The organism is Aeromonas sp. (assembly GCF_050252055.1).
GTDB lineage: Bacteria > Pseudomonadota > Gammaproteobacteria > Enterobacterales > Aeromonadaceae > Aeromonas > Aeromonas caviae.
Genome location: NZ_JBFWLQ010000001.1, coordinates 598,665 through 617,523, shown reverse-complemented (window position 1 = coordinate 617,523; position 18,859 = coordinate 598,665). Strand labels below are relative to the sequence as shown.

The following is an 18,859-nucleotide window of genomic DNA, read 5'->3' as shown; positions in this document are numbered from 1 at the left end:
GGGAGCCGTGCGCGCTGACACAGCTGCGCCCCGTTTGCCGTCTCGTGGTGATGCCCAGCCAGCGCACACCACCACACTGGCGGCCTGACAGAAGAGAAGAGATACCATGTCATCCACCCCCGTTACCCGGTCTGCCTGCACGCAGCCGTGCCAGCCCTCCCTTCGCCTCCCGCGCACCGGAGGCTTGTCATGAACAAGACACTGTTGATGTCCGCCCTGCTGCTGGCCTTCGGCGCCGGCGGCGGCTACTGGGCCGCCAAACAGACCACCGCTGGCCCCGCTGCCAAGGAGAAGACGCCGCTCTACTGGGTCAACCCCATGGATCCACGCGACAAGCGCGATGGCCCCGCGAAGGACAACATGGGGATGGACTTCATCCCCGTCTATGAGGAAAAACAGGGCGGCTCACCCGGCACCGTCACCATCAGCCCCGAGATCCAGCAGAACCTGGGGGTACGGCTCGCCAAGGTGGAGAAGCTCCCCATCCACCAGCAGATCGAGACGGTGGGTTACGTCGGTTATGACGAAGACAAGCTGGAAGCCGTCAACGCCCGCATGGCGGGCTGGATCCGCACCCTCGCCATCAAGAGCGAGGGGCAGCAAGTGAGCAAAGGCCGCCTGATTTACGAGCTCTACGCCCCGGATCTGGTCAACGCCCAGCACGAGTATCTGCTGGCTCTCAACACCGCCAACCCCCTGCTGCTGCGCGCCGCCGAGGGCAAGCTCAAGTCCCTGCAGGTACCGGCGGATCAGATTGCGGCCCTCAAGGGCAGCCGCCAGGTGCAGGAAACGGTGCGCATCTATGCCCCGAGCAGCGGCTATGTCTCCGAGCTGAAGGTGCGCGAGGGCCAGTATGTGGAGCCCGCCGCGGCGCTCTTTAACATCAGCACCCTCAAACAGGTGTGGGTGAGCGCCGAGGTGTTCGAGCGCCAGGCCGCCCAGCTGAAGGTGGGCGATCCGGTCACCATGACCCTCGACTATGCCCCCGGCCGCCGCTGGCAGGGCCGGGTCGATTACCTCTACCCGACGCTGGATGCCACCACCCGCACCCTCAAGGTGCGGCTGCGCTTCGCCAACCCGGACGAGTTTTTGAAACCCAATATGTTCGCCAAGGTGACGATTCAGGCGGGTAAGGGAGAGCCGCAATTGGTGGTACCGAGCGAAGCGGTGATCCGTACCGGCAGCCAGGACCGGCTGGTGCTGGCGCTGGGGGATGGCAGCTTCAAGTCGGTGGCCATCACTCTGGGCCCCCAGTTTGGCGACAAGGTGGCCATCAAGGCAGGGGTAGAGGCTGGGGACAGCATAGTCAGCTCGGCCCAGTTCCTGCTCGACTCCGAATCGGCCATCGATTCTGACTTTCAGCGCATGACGGCGGTGCGCCCCGCCCAGGTGTGGACTCAGGGCGAGGTTGAAAGTATCGATCTGGCCAACCGTACCCTGATGGTCTCCCACCAGCCCATCCCCGAGTGGCAGTGGCCCGCCATGGAGATGGAGTTCACCGTGGCCGAAGGGGTCGATATCAGCAAGCTGGCCGAGGGGCAGACCCTGCACCTGCAGGTGATGCAGGAGGGGGATGAGTACCGCATCACCACCATCCATCAGGAGCAAGCGCCGACAAGTGGCGACACAGCCAAGCCAGCAACGGATGAGATGCAGAAGATGGAAGGCATGGATCATAGCCAGCATCAGATGACGATGCCCGAGATGGAGAAGAAGTCATGATCCCTGCCATCATTCGCTGGTCCATCGGCAACCGCTTTCTGGTGCTGCTATTGACCCTCATGCTCACCGCCTGGGGGCTCTGGTCGGTCAAACAGACCCCGGTGGACGCCCTGCCGGATCTCTCCGACGTGCAGGTGATCATCAAGACCTCCTATCCGGGCCAGGCGCCCCAAGTAGTTGAGGATCAGGTCACCTACCCGCTCACCACCGCCATGCTGGCGGTGCCGGGGGCCACCACGGTGCGCGGCTACTCCTTCTTCGGCGACTCCTTCGTCTATGTGCTGTTTGACGACAACACCGACCTCTACTGGGCCCGCGCCCGGGTGCTGGAGTATCTGAGCCAGGTTGCGCCCAACCTGCCCGCCTCAGCCCGCCCCCAGCTCGGCCCCGATGCCACCGGGGTGGGCTGGGTCTATCAGTACGCACTGGTGGACAAAACCGGCAAGCATGACCTCAGCCAGCTCACCTCACTGCAGAACTGGTTCCTCAAGTACGAGTTGCAGACGGTGGACGGGGTCTCCGAGGTCGCCACCGTGGGCGGCATGGTGCGCCAGTATCAGGTGCGGGTCGATCCGGACAAGCTGCGCGCCTACGGCATCCCGCTCTCCCTTATCGAGACCGCCATCAAGCAGGGCAATCAGGAGACCGGCGCCTCCGTCATCGAGATGGCGGAAGCGGAGTACATGGTGCGCTCCAACGGCTATCTGAAAAGCGTCGAGGATCTGAAGCAGATCCCGCTCGGCACCAATGTGCGCGGCGCCCCGCTGCTGTTGGGTGACGTGGCGGATGTAGTCACCGGCCCCCAGAGCCGGCGCGGTCTGGCCGAGCTCAACGGCGAAGGGGAAGTGGTGGGCGGCATTATCGTCATGCGCTACGGCGAGAATGCCCAGCACACCATCGACGGGGTCAAGGCGCGGCTCGCCCAGCTGAAGAGCAGCCTGCCGGAAGGAGTAGAGATCGTCACCGTCTACGATCGCTCCGACCTTATCCAGCGCGCCATCGACAACCTCTCCGGCAAGCTGGTGGAGGAGTTCGCGGTGGTGGTGCTGGTCTGCCTCGCCTTCCTGTTTCACCTGCGCTCATCTCTGGTGGTGCTCATCTCCTTGCCCATCGCCATCCTGACCGCCTTTATCGTGATGCACCTGCAGGGGATCAACGCCAACATCATGTCGCTGGGGGGCATCGCTATCGCCATCGGCGCCATGGTGGATGGCGCCATCGTGATGATCGAGAACGTCCACAAGCACATGGAACGGGAAGCATTAACGGACAAGAACCGCTGGCGCATCATCACCGAGGCGAGCATCGAGGTGGGGCCCGCCATCTTCTTCTCCCTGCTGATCATCACCATCAGCTTCCTGCCGGTGTTCGCGCTGGAGGCGCAGGAGGGGCGGATGTTCCACCCGCTCGCCTACACCAAGACCTACGCCATGGCGGCGGCCGCCGGGCTCGCCATCACGCTGGTGCCGGTGATCATGGGTTACTTCATCCGTGGCAAGGTGCTGGCGGAGCAGGCCAACCCGCTCAACCGCTGGCTGAGCCAGGGCTATGTGCCACTGCTCAAGGCCGTCTTGGCCCGCCCGAAAACCACCCTGGCCATCGCCGCCGTGGTGACGGTGGCGGGCTTCTGGCCGCTCAAGTACCTGGGCTCTGAGTTCATACCGCCGCTGGATGAGGGGGACATCATGTACATGCCCACCACGGCGGCCAATATCTCAGTGGGCAAGGCGCGGGAGATTTTGCAGCAGACCGACAAGCTCATTCGTACCGTGCCCGAGGTGCAGAACGTGTTCGGCAAGGCGGGGCGCGCCGAATCGGCCACCGACCCCGCCGATCTGGTGATGATGGAGACCAGCATCCAGCTCAAGCCCCGCGATCAGTGGCGACCCGGCATGACCCCGGAGAAGCTGAAAGAGGAGCTGGATTCCCTCATCCGCTTCCCCGGCCTCACCAACGCCTGGGTGCCCCCCATCAAGACCCGTATCGACATGCTGGCCACCGGCATCAAGACCCCGGTGGGCATCAAGATAGCGGGGCCGGATCTCAAGGTGATCCAGCGGCTCGGCCAACAGCTTGAGCAAGTAGTCGGCAAGGTGGAGGGAGCCTCATCGGTCTACGCCGAACGGGTGGCCGGTGGCCGCTACGTCAAGGTGGATATCGACCGACTGAAAGCGGCCCGTTACGGCCTCAACATCGCCGATGTGCAGGCGGTGCTCGCCACCGCAGTGGGCGGCATGGAGGTGGGCCAGACCATCGAAGGGCGCGAACGTTATCCCATCAACCTGCGCTATCCCCAGAGCTATCGCGATTCGGTGGCGAGCCTCGAGCTGCTGCCGTTGGTGACCCCGAGCGGGGCGCGCATCGCCCTGGCGGACGTGGCCCGGGTTTACATCAGCGATGAGGCGCCCATGCTGCGCAGTGAAAACGCGCGCCTCAACGGTTGGGTCTACGTCGATATTCGTGGCCGCGATATCGGCTCTTTTGTAGCTGAGGCCAAGGCAGAGGTGGGCAAGCAGCTGGTGCTGCCGACGGGCTACGCCCTCACCTGGTCCGGCCAATATGAGTACATGGAGCGGGCCAAGGCGCGCCTCGCCTACGTGGTGCCGCTCACCGTCGCCATTATCGTACTGCTGCTCTATCTGGCGTTTCGCCGCTTCCAGGAGGTGTTGCTCATTCTCACCACCCTGCCGCTGGCGGTAGTGGGCGGGATCTGGACCCTCTGGCTGCTGGACTTCAACCTCTCGGTGGCGGTCGGGGTGGGCTTTATCGCCCTGGCAGGCGTCGCGGTGGAGACCGGCGTCTTGATGCTGGTCTACCTCAACCACGCCTGGGATGACCTCGTCGCCTGCGGCAAGCCGGACCAGGCGGGCCTGCACCGGGCGGTGATCCACGGCGCCGCCCTGCGCCTGCGCCCCAAGATGATGACGGTAGTGACCATCATTGCCGGCCTGTTGCCCATCATGTGGAGCCAGGGCACCGGCTCCGAGGTGATGCAGCGCATCGCCGCCCCCATGATTGGCGGCATGGTGACGGCACTGGTGCTGACCCTGCTGGTGCTGCCTGCGGCCTATTACCTCTGGCGCAGCCGCAACCTGCCTGCTTATCAACAATCCGAATGACCCGATTTCCCAACCCTTTTCGACTGAACGATTGAAGGAAAACACCATGAACTACAAGACGCTGACCCTGACATTGCTGCTGGGCCTTGCCACCCACACCAGCCTGCAGGCAGAGGAGATGATGAACCACCAGGGGCACGACATGGCGCAAATGGAGGGGATGAACCATGAGGGCCACGACATGGCCGCCATGCAAACCGAGCAGACCCTGATCAAGGGGACCATCACCCGCCTCGATGCCGCCAACGGCAAGGTCGGCATCAAGCATGAGGCCATCGCGAACCTCAAGATGCCAGCGATGACCATGGTCTTTCGGGTGGCCGATCCGGCCCTGCTCAAGGATCTGAAGGTGGGGGATGCGGTGCGCTTTCACGCCGAGAACCCGGCCGGCAAGCTCACCGTGACCGCCATCCAGAAACAGTAAGCAGACTGATTTCAGTAAAAGACGGCGGGATTATCCCGCCGTCTTTATTTATGACATCACAACATGTGGCTCTGTCAGCCACGAATATGCGCGATAAAGGCGTCGATCTGCTCGCGGGTGCAGGCGGGGTTCATAAAGACCGCCTTCTCCCCGGCGATATAGGAGTACTTGCCACGCTCGTCGTATTCCGAGTGCGCCACCGCCTCCACCCAGTTGGTGTAGAGCCCCACCTTGCCGCGTCCCTTGAACAGGCTGCGGTGGTACTCGGTGTTGCGGGCCAGCCGCGCCTTGTAGGCCGCATCCGGGCTGCGGGCCAGCTCGAAGGCGAATTCGGCTTCCGGGTCCTGCACCCACTCGGGGTTGTAGATCTTGAAGCCGACACTGGGCCCCTGATTCTCCTGGGCCACCAGCTTGACGTTGCCGAGCTGGCTTAACCGGAAGCGGAAATAGTTGGCGTTTTGCAGGCAGTGGGCCAGCACGGTGCGATACCCCTCCACCCCCAGGTAGTTGAGGGCCGCATAGGCACCGAACAGGCCGCTCGCCCCACGGGAGCACTCGATGGTGGATTGCAGGTGGGTCTGACCCTGGATGTCCCGCTCAAAGTAGGAGAAGTTCTCCGGATCGTTCTCCATCGCCTTGAGATCGCTCTGCTCTTTTATCATCACCAGGCTGGAGGTGTAGGGCACATAGCCCCACTTCTGGAAGTCCACGGTGAAGGAGTCGGCGTATCTGAGCTAGGCGAAGCGGCTCACGTTGCGCGCGATCCCCGCCAGGGTGGCGGCGTTGATGGCGAGCGGGTTGGCGGCAAAGTCGTAATCCAGGAAGAAGATCATCGACCAGCCGATGGCGGCGTCGACGTGGATGTGGGGCCTGACCGCCACCTCGAAGCGCTCGCAGAGGCGATCCCGCAGCTCGACCACGGGTTTGACCCTATCCACCCCGAAGGTGTCGGTGGTGCCCATGGTGAGCATGATGGTGGGCACCACGTGATGAAGGGCAAAGCAGGCGGTCAGGGTACGCTCGAGGTGGTCGAGATCGATGTCGTTGTTCTCGCCGACCTGGATGCGGATGGTCTTGTTCTCGATGTCCACCCCGAGCAGGGAGAGGTTGGTGATGTTGGAGTAGTGACCGCCCTGGGAGTTGATGATGCGGTAGTCCTGATAATGGCCTAGCCCCTTGTGCTTGGCCTGTGGCAGGCTCTTGCGGATGCCGAGCAGGTAGCCGTAGAGGTTACAAAACGTCCCCCCCTGGGTGAAGATGCCGGTGGCGCGGGCCGGGTCGTAACCCGCCAGCAACGCTATCTGGCGCACCACCTTCTTCTCCAGCTCCTCCGCCACCCCGGCGTATTCGGAGTAGACCAGGTTGGGGTTGGCCAATATGCCCATCTGGGCACCATAGATGGCGGGATCCGCCGACATGGTGATGACGTTCTCGACGCTGGAGGGGTTCTCCCAGTCCTTTGACAAGGCGCCGGCAAACAGCAGCTCGGCCATGGGCTCCCCCGGCGTGCGCATGGTGGCTGGCACCGGCATGGTCTCGCAGAGATCCGCCAGACGGGCGCGGCCATCGGGCCAGGCAGTGAGCCGCGAATCCGGCGCCAGTCCACGGGCGCGAAACTCGTTGAGGGTGGCAAAGCCGGGCTCGCGAAAGACCGGCCAGAGATCGGGATTGCGGGAGAAGAAGTGGGCTTTGACGGTGGCAAAACGGCGGGCGAATTCAGGGGAGACGGCGTTGACGCCCTCATCTTTCAGATAGACCAAGTGATTCATTTTTATACCATTGATACTGCTGAGGTGCGGTTTTTATACTCCAGTGACACCTCTATCAACAGAGACAATAACTAATGATCTGCCCTACTTTTTGTCATGTTGGCGCCCTGACGGGCGCCGTGCCCCCTCTCCCCTCTTTTCCCCTGTTCATCTTGTGATCCTGGGCATGGGCAAGGTCAGCGCAGGGCGGTCAGCAGCCATGCCGAAAACCCTTCCAGCTCGGGGTTGGCCGAAAACGTCGCCCGCCACTGACGCAACAACTCGTCGATGGCCTCGGGACGATATGCCACCCCGGGCAGGCGTGCGGCCAGGTCATCCAGGGGCGCAGGGTCCAGGGTGTCACTGAATATCTGTGCCCGTCCTATCACCCCCTTTTCCACGTCGAAATGAAGCTCGACCCCGCCCCAGGGGAAACGCTCCTCCAGCAGGTGGCTGAAGGCGGGAGCATGGCCGAAGTTCCACTCCCAGCTGCGTTGGCGGGCAAAAGTCTCGGCAAAGCCGGGCAGGTCGGGCATCCGCTCGGGGGAGATGTGCTCGGGCGGCACCACCTCACCGTAATGGGCAAAGAAGGCGTCGCACAGGGCCTGCACCACCTGCTCATGACCCAGGCCAGGCAACAGCTCGCCAAGGTTCGCCACCCGGCTTCTCACCGAGCTGATACCCTTGGCCGCCAGCTTCTTGGGGTCGGGATTGAGGTAGTGGGCGAGGCGGCCGAGGTCAGCGTCCAGCAGCAGGGTACCGTGGTGAAAACCGCGATCATGGGTCTCCCGGTAGGCCGAACCCGACACCTTGCGATCCCCGTCCGGGGTCGCCACCAGCAGGTCGTTGCGCCCGGAGGCAAAAGCACTCACACCGAGCCTGGCGAGGGCATCAATGACGATGGTGGTGGAGACGCTCTTGTCATAGCCGGGCTTGCCCGCCATGAAGGTGAAACAGCTGTTGCCAAGGTCGTGGAACACGGCGCCGCCCCCGCTGCTGCGCCGGGCCAGGGTCACCCCGTCCTCTTCCATGCGGCGGGTGTTGCACTCCTTCCAGGGGTTCTGGGCCCGGCCTATCACCACCGTATTGTCGTTGCGCCACAGGAACAGCACCCGCTGGGCCGGGTCCATCTGGCGAAAGATGCACTCCTCCACCGCGAGGTTGAACAGGGGATCGTGGGAGTCGGAGAGCAGCAGGCGCAAGGAAGACATGACAGGACCTTCTCGGGAAACAGGAAACGGATGACTACCATACCACCCTGAACGAAGGAAGGCGTCCCCCGACCGCCACAGGTCGACACCCGATACGGACAAGAGCATCAACTTCTGATACGACAGGAGAAGATAAGAGGGAATTGCCGAAAACACGCAGTTTGTCATTAACAGGCGAGAAGAGAGGCGGCAGCCATCCCTCCTGGAATGATACCTAATGCCCTTTTCACCGGCCGGTGACGAGTCAACAAGGTTTCAAAATGAGCCGTGACGCCCATTGACGTGATGAATGACACAAAAATGACTTTTAATGCCTCCCGCGCCCCATCTTATTGGGGCTTGCTCCCCTTGCGAATAACAGGAAATTGTTTGACTCTAGCCAGAAGAGCACCTCCCGAGAGAACAGCGGTATGACGGAGTCCGATGCATCTCGCCAGCCTGTACGCTGGCTTCTGCCCTTCTGGGTGATGATTGCCACCCTGACCACGGCTCACCTCAGGGCGGATGAGCGCGTCATCCTGCAGCTTCCCTGGCAGCACCAGTTCCAGTTTGCCGGTTACTACGCCGCCATCGCCAAGGGGTTCTACCGGGAGGCCGGCCTGCAGGTCACCCTGCGGGAGGCGGGGCCGGGCACCGACGTCATCAATGAAGTCACCACGGGTCGCGCCCAGTTCGGCATCCGCGGCAGCGATCTGCTGCTGGCCCGGGCAGCAGGTCGCCCTGTGGTGGTGCTCGCCGCCATGTTGCAGCACTCCCCCCTGATGCTCATCACCCTGGAGCGGCCGGATATCCAGACCCCGGGCGATCTGGCCAACAAGCGGCTGATGCTCGACCCCGGCTCCAACGAGCTGCTCACCTACCTGCATCGCTACACCCGCAGCCGGCAGTGGGAGACCCTGCCCTACGAGCGGGGGGTACAGGCACTGCTGAGGGGCCAGGCGGACGTCATCAGCGCTTACAGCACAACCGAGCCCTTCACCCTGCAGCAACAGGGCATTCCCTTCCGGGTGTTCAGCCCCCGCGACATCGGTTACGACTTCTACGGAGACAACCTCTTCACCTCGGAGAGTGAGGTCATCAACCAGCAGGAGCGGGTCCAGCGCTTCTTGCAGGCCAGCCTCAAGGGGTGGCGCTATGCCATGGATCATCCCGAGGAGATGATCAACCTGATCCTGGAGCACTACCCCAGCGGGGCCGGGCGCGAGGCGCTCGCCTTCGAGGCCCGTGAAACCCGGACCCTGATGCAGCCCGACATCATCGAGCCCGGTTACATGCAGCAGGATCGCTGGCAGCAGATCGTCCGCACCTACCAGGAGGCCGGGATGATCAAGGCGGTGCCCAACCTCACCTCCTTCCTCTACAACAGTACCCAGGCGAGCCTTCGTCAGCAGCGCCAACTGCTCGACAGGAGCGTGGCCATCGCCATGCTGATCTCTTTCTCCCTGCTGGCACTGCTCGGCGTCTTCCTGCACCTCTATCTGCGTCTGCGGGAAGAGGCCAGTGACCGACAGCGGCTCACCCGGGAACTGGCCCAGCGCGAGCAGCACTACCGCTTCGTGGCGGAGAACAGCGGCGACGTGATCTGGACCATGGACACCAATAGCCTGCGTTTTCGTTACATCAGCCCCGCCATCGCGTCCCTGAGCGGCTATGAGCCCGCCGAACTCTTTGCCCTCTCCCTGCGCCAGCTGCTCCCCGATGAGTCCTGGAAACAGCTTCGCGACGGCATCACCGCCTCCCTCGAGGCCTGGCAACGGGGGGATCATGGGCAGACCCGGTGCGTCATCCACTCCCAGCTGCGCCACAAGCAGGGTCATCTGGTGGCCATCGAGACGGTCACTACCTTGCATGGCAGCGCCAGCACAAGACCGGACGCCATTTTGGGGGTGACCCGGGATGTCACCGAACGTTCGGCCCGGGAGGAGATGATGCGCCGCCTCGCCTTCTATGACCCCCTCACCGGCCTGGCCAACCGCCGCCTGCTGCAACAGCGGCTCAAGGAGACCCTGGAGCAGGCTCCCCAGCAGCCCCTGGCCCTGGTCTTCATCGATCTCGACCACTTCAAGCCCATCAATGACACCTTCGGCCACGAAACCGGCGACCTGCTGCTCAAGCTGGTGGCCGAGCGCATGGGGGAGTGCGTCAGGGAAGAAGATCTGGTGGCACGCCTTGGGGGGGACGAATTCGTGATCATGCTGCCCGATACGGATGCCTCAGGCCTCGCGGTCGCCGACAAGCTGCACCACTGCCTGCATCACCCCTTCCAGCTTGAGCAGCAGGCGCTGCGCATCTCCGGCAGCATAGGGGTCGCCCTCTATCCGGATCACGGCACCGACCCCAAGACCCTGATGCACCACGCCGATCAGGCCATGTATCAAGCCAAGCACCATGGCCGGGGCAGGGTCTGCCTGTTTTCCTCCGGGCAGGAGCCCCTCCCCGGCACCCTGCAATGGCAGCCCGCCCACGCATGCGGCCACCCCCGTATCGATGCGGACCACCGCCAGCTCTACCTGCTGGCCAACCGCTTGCTCGAGCACATGCAGGATCCCGGCATCCATCCGGATGCCTTGCTGGCAGACATGGCGCAGATATTCGAGGTAGCGCGCCAGCACTTCCTCCTCGAAGAGCAAGTCCTCGCGCAATACGGCTATGAGGAGCTGGCGGCCCATCGCCAGGAGCACCAGCATCTGCTGAAAAAAGCCGGTCAGCTGATGGCGGCCGCACAGGCGGGCACCCTTGGCAACGATGCCCTGCTCAACTTCATCATCCAGGAGCTGGTCGTGGGTCACATGAGCCAGGCGGATCGCCGTTATTTCCCCCTGATGAAAACCTGCGATGCCCGCGAGGCGGTGTGATGCCAGAAAACAGGGGGCACGTGCCCCCTGTGTTTACCTCTGACTTCGGCGAACGAGCAGGCTGTAGTAGAGCAGCGGGATCACCACCAGGGTGAGCAGGGTGGAAACCAGGATCCCGAAGATAAGGCTGATGGCGAGGCCATTGAAGATGGGGTCATCCAGGATGAAAAGCGCCCCTATCATGGCCGCCAGCGCCGTCAGCATGATGGGTTTGGCTCGCACCTGCGCCGCCTCGATCACCGCCTGCTCGAACGCCACGCCACTCGCCCGCTGCTGCTCGATGAAATCCACCAGCAGGATGCTGTTGCGCACGATGATCCCGGCCAGGGCGATCATCCCGATCATCGAGGTGGCGGTAAACTGGGCCCCCAGCAGGGCATGACCCGGCATCACCCCGATGAGGGTGAGCGGAATGGGGGCCATGATGATGAGCGGCACCAGATAGGAGCGGAACTGGGCCACCACCAGCAGGTAGATGAGGATCATCCCCACTCCGTAGGCTAGCCCCATGTCGCGGAAGGTCTCGTAGGTTATCTTCCACTCCCCGTCCCACAAGAGCGCCACCTCCCCCAGCTTGTCGGGCTGATGCACGTAATACTGTGGCAGCGAGATGTCGGCACCGGCGGCAAACATGCCGTAGAGCGGGCTGTCGGCATGGCCGCCCATGTCAGCCACCACCATCACCATGGGCTGCATGTTCTTGTGCATGAGGTAGCTGGGGGCCACCTCGTCACGACGGCTCACCAGCTCGGAGACCCGCACCAGCTGGCCGCTCTGGCTGCGTACCTTGAGAGCCAGGATGCCGGTCAGATCCCGCTTGTCACCGGGGGCGAGCTCGATGCGGATCGGTACCGGATACTTGGCGCCTTGCCCCTGCAGCCAGCTGGCATCCTGATAACCCACGCCCCCGTTGAGGGTCGCCACCAGATCCCCGAGATCGACCCCGAGCAGGGCCGCCTGGGCGCGATCCACCACCAGCCGCCACTTGGGCTGAAGGTCGGTCAGATAGATGTCCACGTCCACCAGGTCCGCCGTGGCCACGAAGCGGGCCTGTACGGCGCGGGCAGCGGCTTCACGGGCGGCCTGCGTCGGGCCATACACTTCCGCGACGATGGGTGACCAGACAGGCGGTCCCGGGGGCACCTCCACTACCTTGAGGTTGCCCCCTGCCGCACTGGCGATGGCCTGCAAGGGCGCACGCACCGACCGGGCAATCTCATGACTGCTGCGATCCCGTTCATGCTTGTCCACCAGATTGACCTGGATGTCCCCCACGTTGGCGCCGCTGCGGATGAAGTAGTGGCGCACCAACCCGTTGAAGTTGATGGGGGCGGCGGTGCCGGCGTAGATCTGGTAATCCTTCACCTCGGGCACCCTGGCAAGCTCCCGACCCACCGCCAGCAGGGTGCGCTCGGTCTGCTCCAGGGTCGCCCCCTCCGGCATGTCGAGCACCAGCTGGAATTCAGACTTGTTATCAAAGGGGAGCATCTTGAGCACCACCCACTGCACCACCGGCATGGCGGCGGCGCCCGCTACCAGCAGCAGGATGGCCAGCCAGAGCTTGTGTCTCGCTCTTTTGGCACCCGCCCCCATCAGGAAAGGGGTCATCAGACGGTGAAAGAGCCCGGCCTTGGCCTCCCCGTGGGCGACATGCCCCTCGCGCTTGAGCAGGTGATTGGCCAGCCAGGGGGAGAAGATAAAGGCCACCAGCAGGGAGATAAGCATCCCCATGCTGGCATTGATGGGGATGGGGCTCATGTAGGGGCCCATCAGGCCACTGACGAAGGCCATGGGCAGCAGGGCCGCGATGACGGTCAGGGTCGCCAGTATGGTCGGCCCCCCCACCTCGTCCACCGCGCCCGGAATGAGATCCTTGAGGGACCCCTTGCCCAGGCCGCGATGGCGGTGGATGTTCTCCACCACGACGATGGCGTCATCCACCAGGATGCCGATGGAGAAGATCAGCGCAAAGAGGGACACCCGGTTGAGGGTAAAGCCCCATGCCCAGGAGGCGAACAGGGTCAGTGCGAGGGTGATGACGATGGCGACCCCCACCACCAGCGCCTCGCGCCACCCCATGCTCACCAGCACCAGCAATACCACCGCCGTGGTGGCAAAGATGAGCTTGCCGATGAGGGTGTTGGATTTGGTCTCGGCGGTGACGCCGTAGTCACGGGTCACCGTCACCTCGACGCCAGCCGGGATGAGCCGGTTCCTGAGGCTCTCGACCCGAGCCTCCACCCGCTTGGCCACCTCCACCGCGTTCTGCCCCGGCTGCTTGCCGATGGCCAGGGTCACCGCCGGGTAGCTGGCTTGCCCCTGCCCCATCCAGCTGCGCTGGACCGGGGTCTCTTCCCCAAGCGCCACCCGGGCCACCTCACCGAGATAGACGGGCTTGCCGTCGTGCAACCCCACCACCAGCTCCCGGGCCTCCTGCTCGCTTTGCAGGAACTGCCCCACCTGCACCTTGATTTCCCGGTTATCCTGCACCACGGCCTGCTCGCTGCCCACCCGGTTGGCGGCCGAGAGACGCTGGCTAAGTTCGCCCCAGCTGATGCCATGGGCGCTGAGGGCCGCCGGGTCCGGCATCACCCGCAGCACGGCGCGCTGGCCCCCCAGGCTGTAGATGTCCCGGGTACCGGGAATGCGCTTGAGTTCGGTCTCCAGCTCGTGGGCGACCCGGGTCAGATCGGGGGCCCCCAGTTGCTTGCTCCAGAGGGTCAGACTGACGATGGGCACATCATCGATCCCCCGGGGTTTTACCAGTGGCTGACCGACTCCGATCCCCTGTGGCAACCAGTCGCGGTTGGAGTCGAGCTGGTTGTTGAGATCCACGATGGCCTGCTCCCGGCTCACGCCTACCTTGAACACCACCACCAGCAGGGCACCATCGGGTTGGGAGAAGGAGTAGAGGGTATCTATCCCCTTTATCTGGGAGACCACCTGCTCGGCAGGGGTGGTGACGAGGGATTCCACCTCTGCCGGGCTGGCCCCCGGGAAGGGAATGTAGACGTCTGCGAAGGTGACATCGATCTGGGGCTCCTCCTCCTTGGGGGTCACCAGCACGGCAAAGAGGCCGAGCAAGAGCCCCACCAGCGCCAGCAACGGGGTGATGGCCGAGCCCTGAAACAGGGCCGCCAGCCGACCCGCCGGCCCCAGGCGGCCATGGCTGCCGTTCAGATCGCTACTCATGGGGCACCTCCTGTTGACGGGTCCAGGCATCGGGGGCCAGGGTGTCACCGCCCTTGAGACCCGCCAGGACCTCGCACAGCCCAGCCTCGCAGTGGCCGACCCGCACCGGGGTCAGGGCCCAGCCCTCCCCCTCTTTGAGGTAGACGCCGTTGAACTCCCCCTGCCGCAGCAGGGCGGGCTCCGGCACTTGCAACACCTGACGCTCACCCTGTTTGAGCTGCACCTTGAGCCACATGCCGGGCAGCACCCCTGTCGTGTTCGGCGGCAGATCGAGGCGCAGCCGGAAACTGTGGCTCTGGCTGTCGGCGTAGTTGAAGCAGGTCAGCTTGACGGGAGTCACGGCCTTGCTACCGGGCAGCAGCACCTGCACATCCGACGGCTGGCCGGCGAGAGCCAGCGCGGACTGGGGCAGCTCCAGCTCCACCCTCAGCTCGCCAAGGGAGAAACCGGATAGCAGCGGCGTACCGGGGGCCACCGTCTCCCCCAGCTCCACCAGCCGCCTGGTCACCACCCCGGCGTAGGGGGCGAGGATACGGGTATAGCCGTAGGCTTCCCGGGCCTGGATGAGGGCGGCCTCGGCGGCATTGACCTCGGCGCGGGCGGCCCGATCCGTTGCCTGGGCGTTGTCGAGCTGGGCCCGGGTGATCACCCCCTTGGCGATGAGGGCCTGATAACGGGTGAGCTGGCGCTCGGCCTCCACCTGCTGGGCCTGGGCCCTGGCCACCCGCGCCTCGGCGCCGGTCACGGCGGCAGACTGCTCCTTGCCGCTTATCTCGAGCAGGGGCTGCCCGGCCTGTACCTCGTCGTTCACATCCACCAGCATGCGGGAGACGCGGCCACTGGTCTGGGCCGCGACCGTCCCCTGATGAATGGCGCTCACGGTACCGCTCAGGGTGAGCCAGTCGGTGACGCGCTGCGGGGTCAGCGTCAGCGGCCCCTTGGCCTCCTCGGCCGCCACCAGGGTGGATGTCATGACCAGCAGGGTGGTCACCAGCAACCGGATTGTGTTCATCATGATTCTCCTTCCCTGGCTCATGGGCACCTTGAAAACTCAGGCAATACGGTGCTGGCGAGCCTTCTCCAGCACCCTGTTCCAGACCTTGTCCACCAGCAGGATCCCGGCCGCCATGGCCCCGATGAACAACAATATCATGGGCTGTCCGCTGGAAATGAGACTCAAGGCAGGCCCTGGACAGATGCCGACCAGGCCCCAACCGATCCCGAACAGTGCGGCCCCGCCAATCAGGCGGCGATCCAGCACGGGAGCGGGAACCCGGGCCATGGGTTCCCCCAGCAGGCTCAGGGGACGGGGTTTCACCAGCAGGAAGTAGCCCGGCATGAAGACAGCCAGGGCCCCTCCCATCACGAAGGCCAGGCTGGGATCCCAGGCACCGGCCAGATCGAGAAACCCGGTGACCCGCGCCGGATCCATCATTCCGGAGAGGGCCATTCCCAGCCCGAACAACAGACCCGCAAACACACTTGTCAGCAATTTCATGGCAATCAACCCGTCAAAACATGTGGTGAGTAAAGAACACGGTCGCCACGCCCATCCCCATAAAGGTGAGCGTCGCCACCACGGAGCGCGTCGACAGCCTCCCCATGCCGCAGATGCCGTGACCGCTGGTGCAGCCATTGCCAAGACGGGTGCCGATGCCCACCAGCAGGCCGGCCAGCAGCACCACGGGCCAGCCGGGCAAGGCATCAAAGGCGGGCATGGTGGCCCAACCCAGGGTCAGCGCCAGCCAGGCCCCCAGTCCCAATCCCAGCAGAAACAGCACCCGCCAGGGGGTCTTGTACTGCATTGCACCGGCCAGAATGCCGCTGATCCCGGCCACCCGGCCGTTGAACAACATCAGGATCAGGGCCGAGAGCCCCGCCAGCATGCCGCCCCCCAACGAGAGCAGCCATTGGCTTTCCATCATCGAATTTCCTCATCTGAGTGACAAAAATGGGTTTGCAGCGCCGCCAGCACATCGGCCGCCGCCTCGCTCACCAGGGAGTAGTAGATCTGCTGGGAGACTTTGCGCGAGCGGATAAGGCCCTGGCGCTTCAATACCGACAGTTGCTGGGAGAAGGCCGACTGCCCGAGCTGGCTGTGGGCCAGCAGCTCCCCGACCCCCTTCTCCCCTTCCACCAGCTGGCAGAGCACCATCAGGCGTTCGGGATGAGCCAGCGCCTTGAGCAGGCCGGCGGCGGCTGTCGCATGTCGGTTCATCTCGTCGAAGTGGCTCATAAGATTAAATTAGCAATTGCTGATATTTGTTCTATTGTATAAAACAACTCTAAATTAGCAATCACTAAACAAAAGGAGACGAGAAATGACCGTCGATAACGGAGTCAGAGTGGTCGCAGGTGGCATGTTGCTGCTGTCGCTGCTGCTCACGGCCTGGGTCCACCCGGGCTTTGTCTGGTTGAGCGTCTTTGTCGGGGTCAACCTGATCCAGAGCGCGTTCACCGGGGTCTGTCCCGCCGCCGCCGTGCTCAGGCGAATGGGGCTCAAATAGGCAGGCGGACATATTGGCTCACAGGAGCCGTGTAATAGAGCGGAGGCTCATTATGGCAACCATCATCATCATCGGGGCAGGGTTGGGGGGCATGTCGGCCGCCTACGAGCTCAAGGCCGAACTCGGCAAGCAGCACGACGTCATCCTGGTGAACGACAAACCTGACTTTGAATTCAACCCTTCGAACCCGTGGATTGCGGTCCGGTGGCGAGAGCGCAAGGATATCTCCCTCCCCATAGAGCCTCATGTGAAGAAGAAGGGGATCCGCTTCATCCACGCCGCCCTGACCGGGTTGCAACCCCTCGAACAGCAGATCCGCCTCTCCGATGGCCAGCACCTGCACTACGACTTTCTGGTGCTCTGCACCGGCCCCGCACTCGCCTTTGAAGAGGTGCTGGGAGCAGGCCCGACGGCGGGCGGCACCGCCAGCGTCTGTACCCTCTCCCACGCAGAGGAGTGCCTGCACAGTGTCAACGGGCTGCTCGACGAACCGGGTCCGGTGATCGTCGGTGCCATGCCCGGCGCCTCCTGCTTCGGCCCGGCCTACGAATACGCCTTCATCCTCGATCGCCACCTGCGCGACAAGAAGGTGAGAAAGGACGTGCCCATGACCTTCGTCACCAGCGAACCCTACATCGGTCACCTCGGCCTCAACGGCGTGGGGGATTCCAAGGGCATGCTGGAGAGCGAGCTGCGCATGCGCGACATGCAATGGATCTGCAATGCCCGCACCGTGGCGGCCAGGGATGGGGTGATGACGGTGGAGGAGCTGGATGAAGATGGCAACGTCAAGCGCACCCACAGCCTCCCCTACAAGCATGCCATGATGCTGCCCGCCTTCGCCGGCATCAGCCCCTTGCGGGGCCTCGAGGGGCTGGTCAATCCCCGCGGGTTCGTCATCGTCGACGAACACCAGCGCAACCCTGTCTTCCCGCAGATTTACGCCGCCGGGGTCTGCATCGCCATCCCGCCCCAGCACAAGACGCCGGTTCCGACCGGGGTGCCCAAGACCGGCTACATGATCGAAGCCATGGTGCGCACCCTGAGCCACAACATCAAGGCAGAGCTGGACGGCCAGCCCCCGGTCACCCGGGCGGTGTGGAATGCCATCTGTCTGGCGGACATGGGGGACACAGGGGCCGCCTTCGTGGCCATGCCGCAGATCCCGCCGCGCAACGTCGCCTGGTTCAAGAAAGGGAAGTGGGTCCACCTGGCCAAGATAGCGTTCGAGAAGTATTTCCTGCACAAGATGCAGGTGGGCGACACCGAACCCATCTATGAAAAACTGATGCTCAAATACCTGGGCATCGACAAGACCCGGTAACCCCCCAAGGGCCCGCCGGTGAAGGGAAGAGGGCTCCCTTCACCGGTGCTTTCATCTCTTTTTTATTATGTTTCAATATGTTGCTATCAAAGGCTCGGGGTTTACCCAGGCCGCCGTATCGGCTACCATGTCGCCTCTTTATCACTAGCGGAGACCATCGGTGGGCAACTCATCAAGTGACAGACGCACGCCGACCCTCGTCGTCGGCACCCTGGTCGCGAGCTAGCCGCAGGTTTTTCTCTGCCGCGACTCGCCACCCTGCGAGAAGTGGATCCCTCTTTTCCCCGCTTTTCACACTTGACGTCAGGTGACGCGGACTCATCCCCCGACACCTTGCCTGCATAGTTTCTGCTTCCCAAAAGGAGGCTGCTATGCGCTTGATTTCAAACAACCCTGTCGCTGACAAATCCCCTTCCCTGCTGAGCAGACTGGGGCGGGGCCTGCGACCACTCTGGCAACGTGGCAGACGACGTCAGCACCTCTATCGGCTGCACATCCGCTGCGAAGACAGAGCCGACATGGAGCAGGTGCTGGCGGCGGTGAGCCACACCCTGCAGCCGGCCGGACTCAGTCCTCTGCAGTCCCTGAAGCCCGGGCGCGGTGAAGGCCGCGTGCTGGTGCTGAGCCTCTACTGCACGCCGCCCCAGCGCCGCTATCTGGTGCAGTTCATCCACCAGGTCGGGGCTGTCCACCCGGTACGCTGGGAACTGCGCCCCCGCGCCGGGGGCGACGCCACCAGGCATTGACCCTCGAATGA

At 63.7% G+C, this 18,859-nt stretch carries 13 protein-coding genes and 1 pseudogene; 7 read left to right on the top strand and 7 right to left on the bottom strand.

Translation table 11 applies throughout. The annotated features are described in order from the left end of the window. The first annotated feature begins 189 nt into the window (after positions 1-189). The 3 genes from AB7E19_RS02720 to AB7E19_RS02710 are packed head-to-tail and all read left to right on the top strand — an operon-like array spanning position 190 to position 5,265. Entirely contained in the window at positions 190-1,722 is a 1,533-nt protein-coding gene (locus AB7E19_RS02720) for an efflux RND transporter periplasmic adaptor subunit (RefSeq protein WP_427934592.1), read from the top strand. After that, positions 1,719-4,841, top strand: coding sequence for an efflux RND transporter permease subunit (locus AB7E19_RS02715; protein WP_427934591.1), 3,123 nt, complete (start codon positions 1,719-1,721; stop codon positions 4,839-4,841). Before AB7E19_RS02720 ends, AB7E19_RS02715 begins: the two co-directional genes overlap by 4 nt. 46 nt (positions 4,842-4,887) lie before the next feature. After that, positions 4,888-5,265, top strand: a complete 378-nt coding sequence (locus tag AB7E19_RS02710) for a copper-binding protein (RefSeq protein ID WP_368178301.1) — start codon at positions 4,888-4,890, stop codon at positions 5,263-5,265. A 74-nt stretch (positions 5,266-5,339) separates the two neighbouring features. On the opposite strand, the pseudogene AB7E19_RS02705 reads toward AB7E19_RS02710, so the two are convergent. Together AB7E19_RS02705 and AB7E19_RS02700 are read right to left on the bottom strand one after the other, a co-directional pair. Next, a pseudogene (locus AB7E19_RS02705) lies at positions 5,340-7,034 on the bottom strand (pyridoxal phosphate-dependent decarboxylase family protein). A 176-nt stretch (positions 7,035-7,210) separates the two neighbouring features. Next, positions 7,211-8,224, bottom strand: a complete 1,014-nt coding sequence (locus AB7E19_RS02700) for a lipoate--protein ligase (RefSeq protein ID WP_336590482.1) — start codon at positions 8,222-8,224, stop codon at positions 7,211-7,213. A gap of 410 nt (positions 8,225-8,634) precedes the next feature. Between AB7E19_RS02700 and AB7E19_RS02695 the strand changes: the two genes are divergently transcribed. Further along, entirely contained in the window at positions 8,635-11,079 is a 2,445-nt protein-coding gene (locus tag AB7E19_RS02695) for a diguanylate cyclase domain-containing protein (protein ID WP_427934590.1), read from the top strand. Positions 11,080-11,112: 33 nt separating this feature from the next. Here AB7E19_RS02695 and AB7E19_RS02690 read toward each other — a convergent pair whose 3' ends face one another. Genes AB7E19_RS02690 through AB7E19_RS02670 form a run of 5 tightly spaced genes read right to left on the bottom strand, consistent with a single transcriptional unit; the run spans position 11,113 to position 16,507 of the window. Next, positions 11,113-14,271: an efflux RND transporter permease subunit gene (locus AB7E19_RS02690; protein ID WP_427934589.1), complete on the bottom strand. Its 3,159-nt coding sequence runs from the start codon at positions 14,269-14,271 to the stop codon at positions 11,113-11,115. Further along, positions 14,264-15,283 (bottom strand): efflux RND transporter periplasmic adaptor subunit, encoded by a 1,020-nt coding sequence (locus AB7E19_RS02685; RefSeq protein ID WP_427934631.1) that lies wholly within the window; start codon positions 15,281-15,283, stop codon positions 14,264-14,266. Before AB7E19_RS02685 ends, AB7E19_RS02690 begins: the two co-directional genes overlap by 8 nt. 39 nt (positions 15,284-15,322) lie before the next feature. Further along, the gene (locus AB7E19_RS02680) at positions 15,323-15,769 is read right to left on the bottom strand and encodes a YeeE/YedE family protein (protein ID WP_322131465.1); all 447 of its coding nucleotides are present in this window, start codon (positions 15,767-15,769) and stop codon (positions 15,323-15,325) included. Between the two features lie 13 nt (positions 15,770-15,782). Further along, positions 15,783-16,196: a YeeE/YedE family protein gene (locus tag AB7E19_RS02675; RefSeq protein WP_042881673.1), complete on the bottom strand. Its 414-nt coding sequence runs from the start codon at positions 16,194-16,196 to the stop codon at positions 15,783-15,785. Next, positions 16,193-16,507 (bottom strand): ArsR/SmtB family transcription factor, encoded by a 315-nt coding sequence (locus tag AB7E19_RS02670; RefSeq protein WP_039039225.1) that lies wholly within the window; start codon positions 16,505-16,507, stop codon positions 16,193-16,195. The genes AB7E19_RS02675 and AB7E19_RS02670 overlap by 4 nt, the downstream gene beginning before the upstream one ends. 85 nt (positions 16,508-16,592) lie before the next feature. Between AB7E19_RS02670 and AB7E19_RS02665 the strand changes: the two genes are divergently transcribed. The 3 genes from AB7E19_RS02665 to AB7E19_RS02655 all read left to right on the top strand — a co-directional run bounded on the left by AB7E19_RS02665 (position 16,593) and on the right by AB7E19_RS02655 (position 18,848). Beyond that, positions 16,593-16,778 (top strand): YgaP family membrane protein, encoded by a 186-nt coding sequence (locus AB7E19_RS02665; protein ID WP_041213243.1) that lies wholly within the window; start codon positions 16,593-16,595, stop codon positions 16,776-16,778. 52 nt (positions 16,779-16,830) lie between these two features. After that, positions 16,831-18,102: an NAD(P)/FAD-dependent oxidoreductase gene (locus tag AB7E19_RS02660; protein ID WP_041214806.1), complete on the top strand. Its 1,272-nt coding sequence runs from the start codon at positions 16,831-16,833 to the stop codon at positions 18,100-18,102. A gap of 371 nt (positions 18,103-18,473) precedes the next feature. Further along, on the top strand, positions 18,474-18,848 hold the full coding sequence (locus tag AB7E19_RS02655; protein ID WP_244060698.1) for a hypothetical protein: 375 nt from the start codon (positions 18,474-18,476) through the stop codon (positions 18,846-18,848). Positions 18,849-18,859: the final 11 nt, after the last annotated feature.

Bases quoted from the DNA above. Each gene is read 5' to 3' on its own strand.
- AB7E19_RS02670 (WP_039039225.1), bottom strand. From the start codon at position 16,507: ATGAGCCACTTCGACGAGATGAACCGACATGCGACAGCCGCCGCCGGC.
- AB7E19_RS02715 (WP_427934591.1), top strand. From the start codon at position 1,719: ATGATCCCTGCCATCATTCGCTGGTCCATCGGCAACCGCTTTCTGGTG.
- AB7E19_RS02690 (WP_427934589.1), bottom strand. From the start codon at position 14,271: ATGAGTAGCGATCTGAACGGCAGCCATGGCCGCCTGGGGCCGGCGGGT.
- AB7E19_RS02660 (WP_041214806.1), top strand. From the start codon at position 16,831: ATGGCAACCATCATCATCATCGGGGCAGGGTTGGGGGGCATGTCGGCC.
- AB7E19_RS02665 (WP_041213243.1), top strand. From the start codon at position 16,593: ATGACCGTCGATAACGGAGTCAGAGTGGTCGCAGGTGGCATGTTGCTG.
- AB7E19_RS02685 (WP_427934631.1), bottom strand. From the start codon at position 15,283: ATGAACACAATCCGGTTGCTGGTGACCACCCTGCTGGTCATGACATCC.
- AB7E19_RS02680 (WP_322131465.1), bottom strand. From the start codon at position 15,769: ATGAAATTGCTGACAAGTGTGTTTGCGGGTCTGTTGTTCGGGCTGGGA.
- AB7E19_RS02710 (WP_368178301.1), top strand. From the start codon at position 4,888: ATGAACTACAAGACGCTGACCCTGACATTGCTGCTGGGCCTTGCCACC.
- AB7E19_RS02695 (WP_427934590.1), top strand. From the start codon at position 8,635: ATGACGGAGTCCGATGCATCTCGCCAGCCTGTACGCTGGCTTCTGCCC.
- AB7E19_RS02700 (WP_336590482.1), bottom strand. From the start codon at position 8,224: ATGTCTTCCTTGCGCCTGCTGCTCTCCGACTCCCACGATCCCCTGTTC.
- AB7E19_RS02675 (WP_042881673.1), bottom strand. From the start codon at position 16,196: ATGATGGAAAGCCAATGGCTGCTCTCGTTGGGGGGCGGCATGCTGGCG.
- AB7E19_RS02655 (WP_244060698.1), top strand. From the start codon at position 18,474: ATGCGCTTGATTTCAAACAACCCTGTCGCTGACAAATCCCCTTCCCTG.
- AB7E19_RS02720 (WP_427934592.1), top strand. From the start codon at position 190: ATGAACAAGACACTGTTGATGTCCGCCCTGCTGCTGGCCTTCGGCGCC.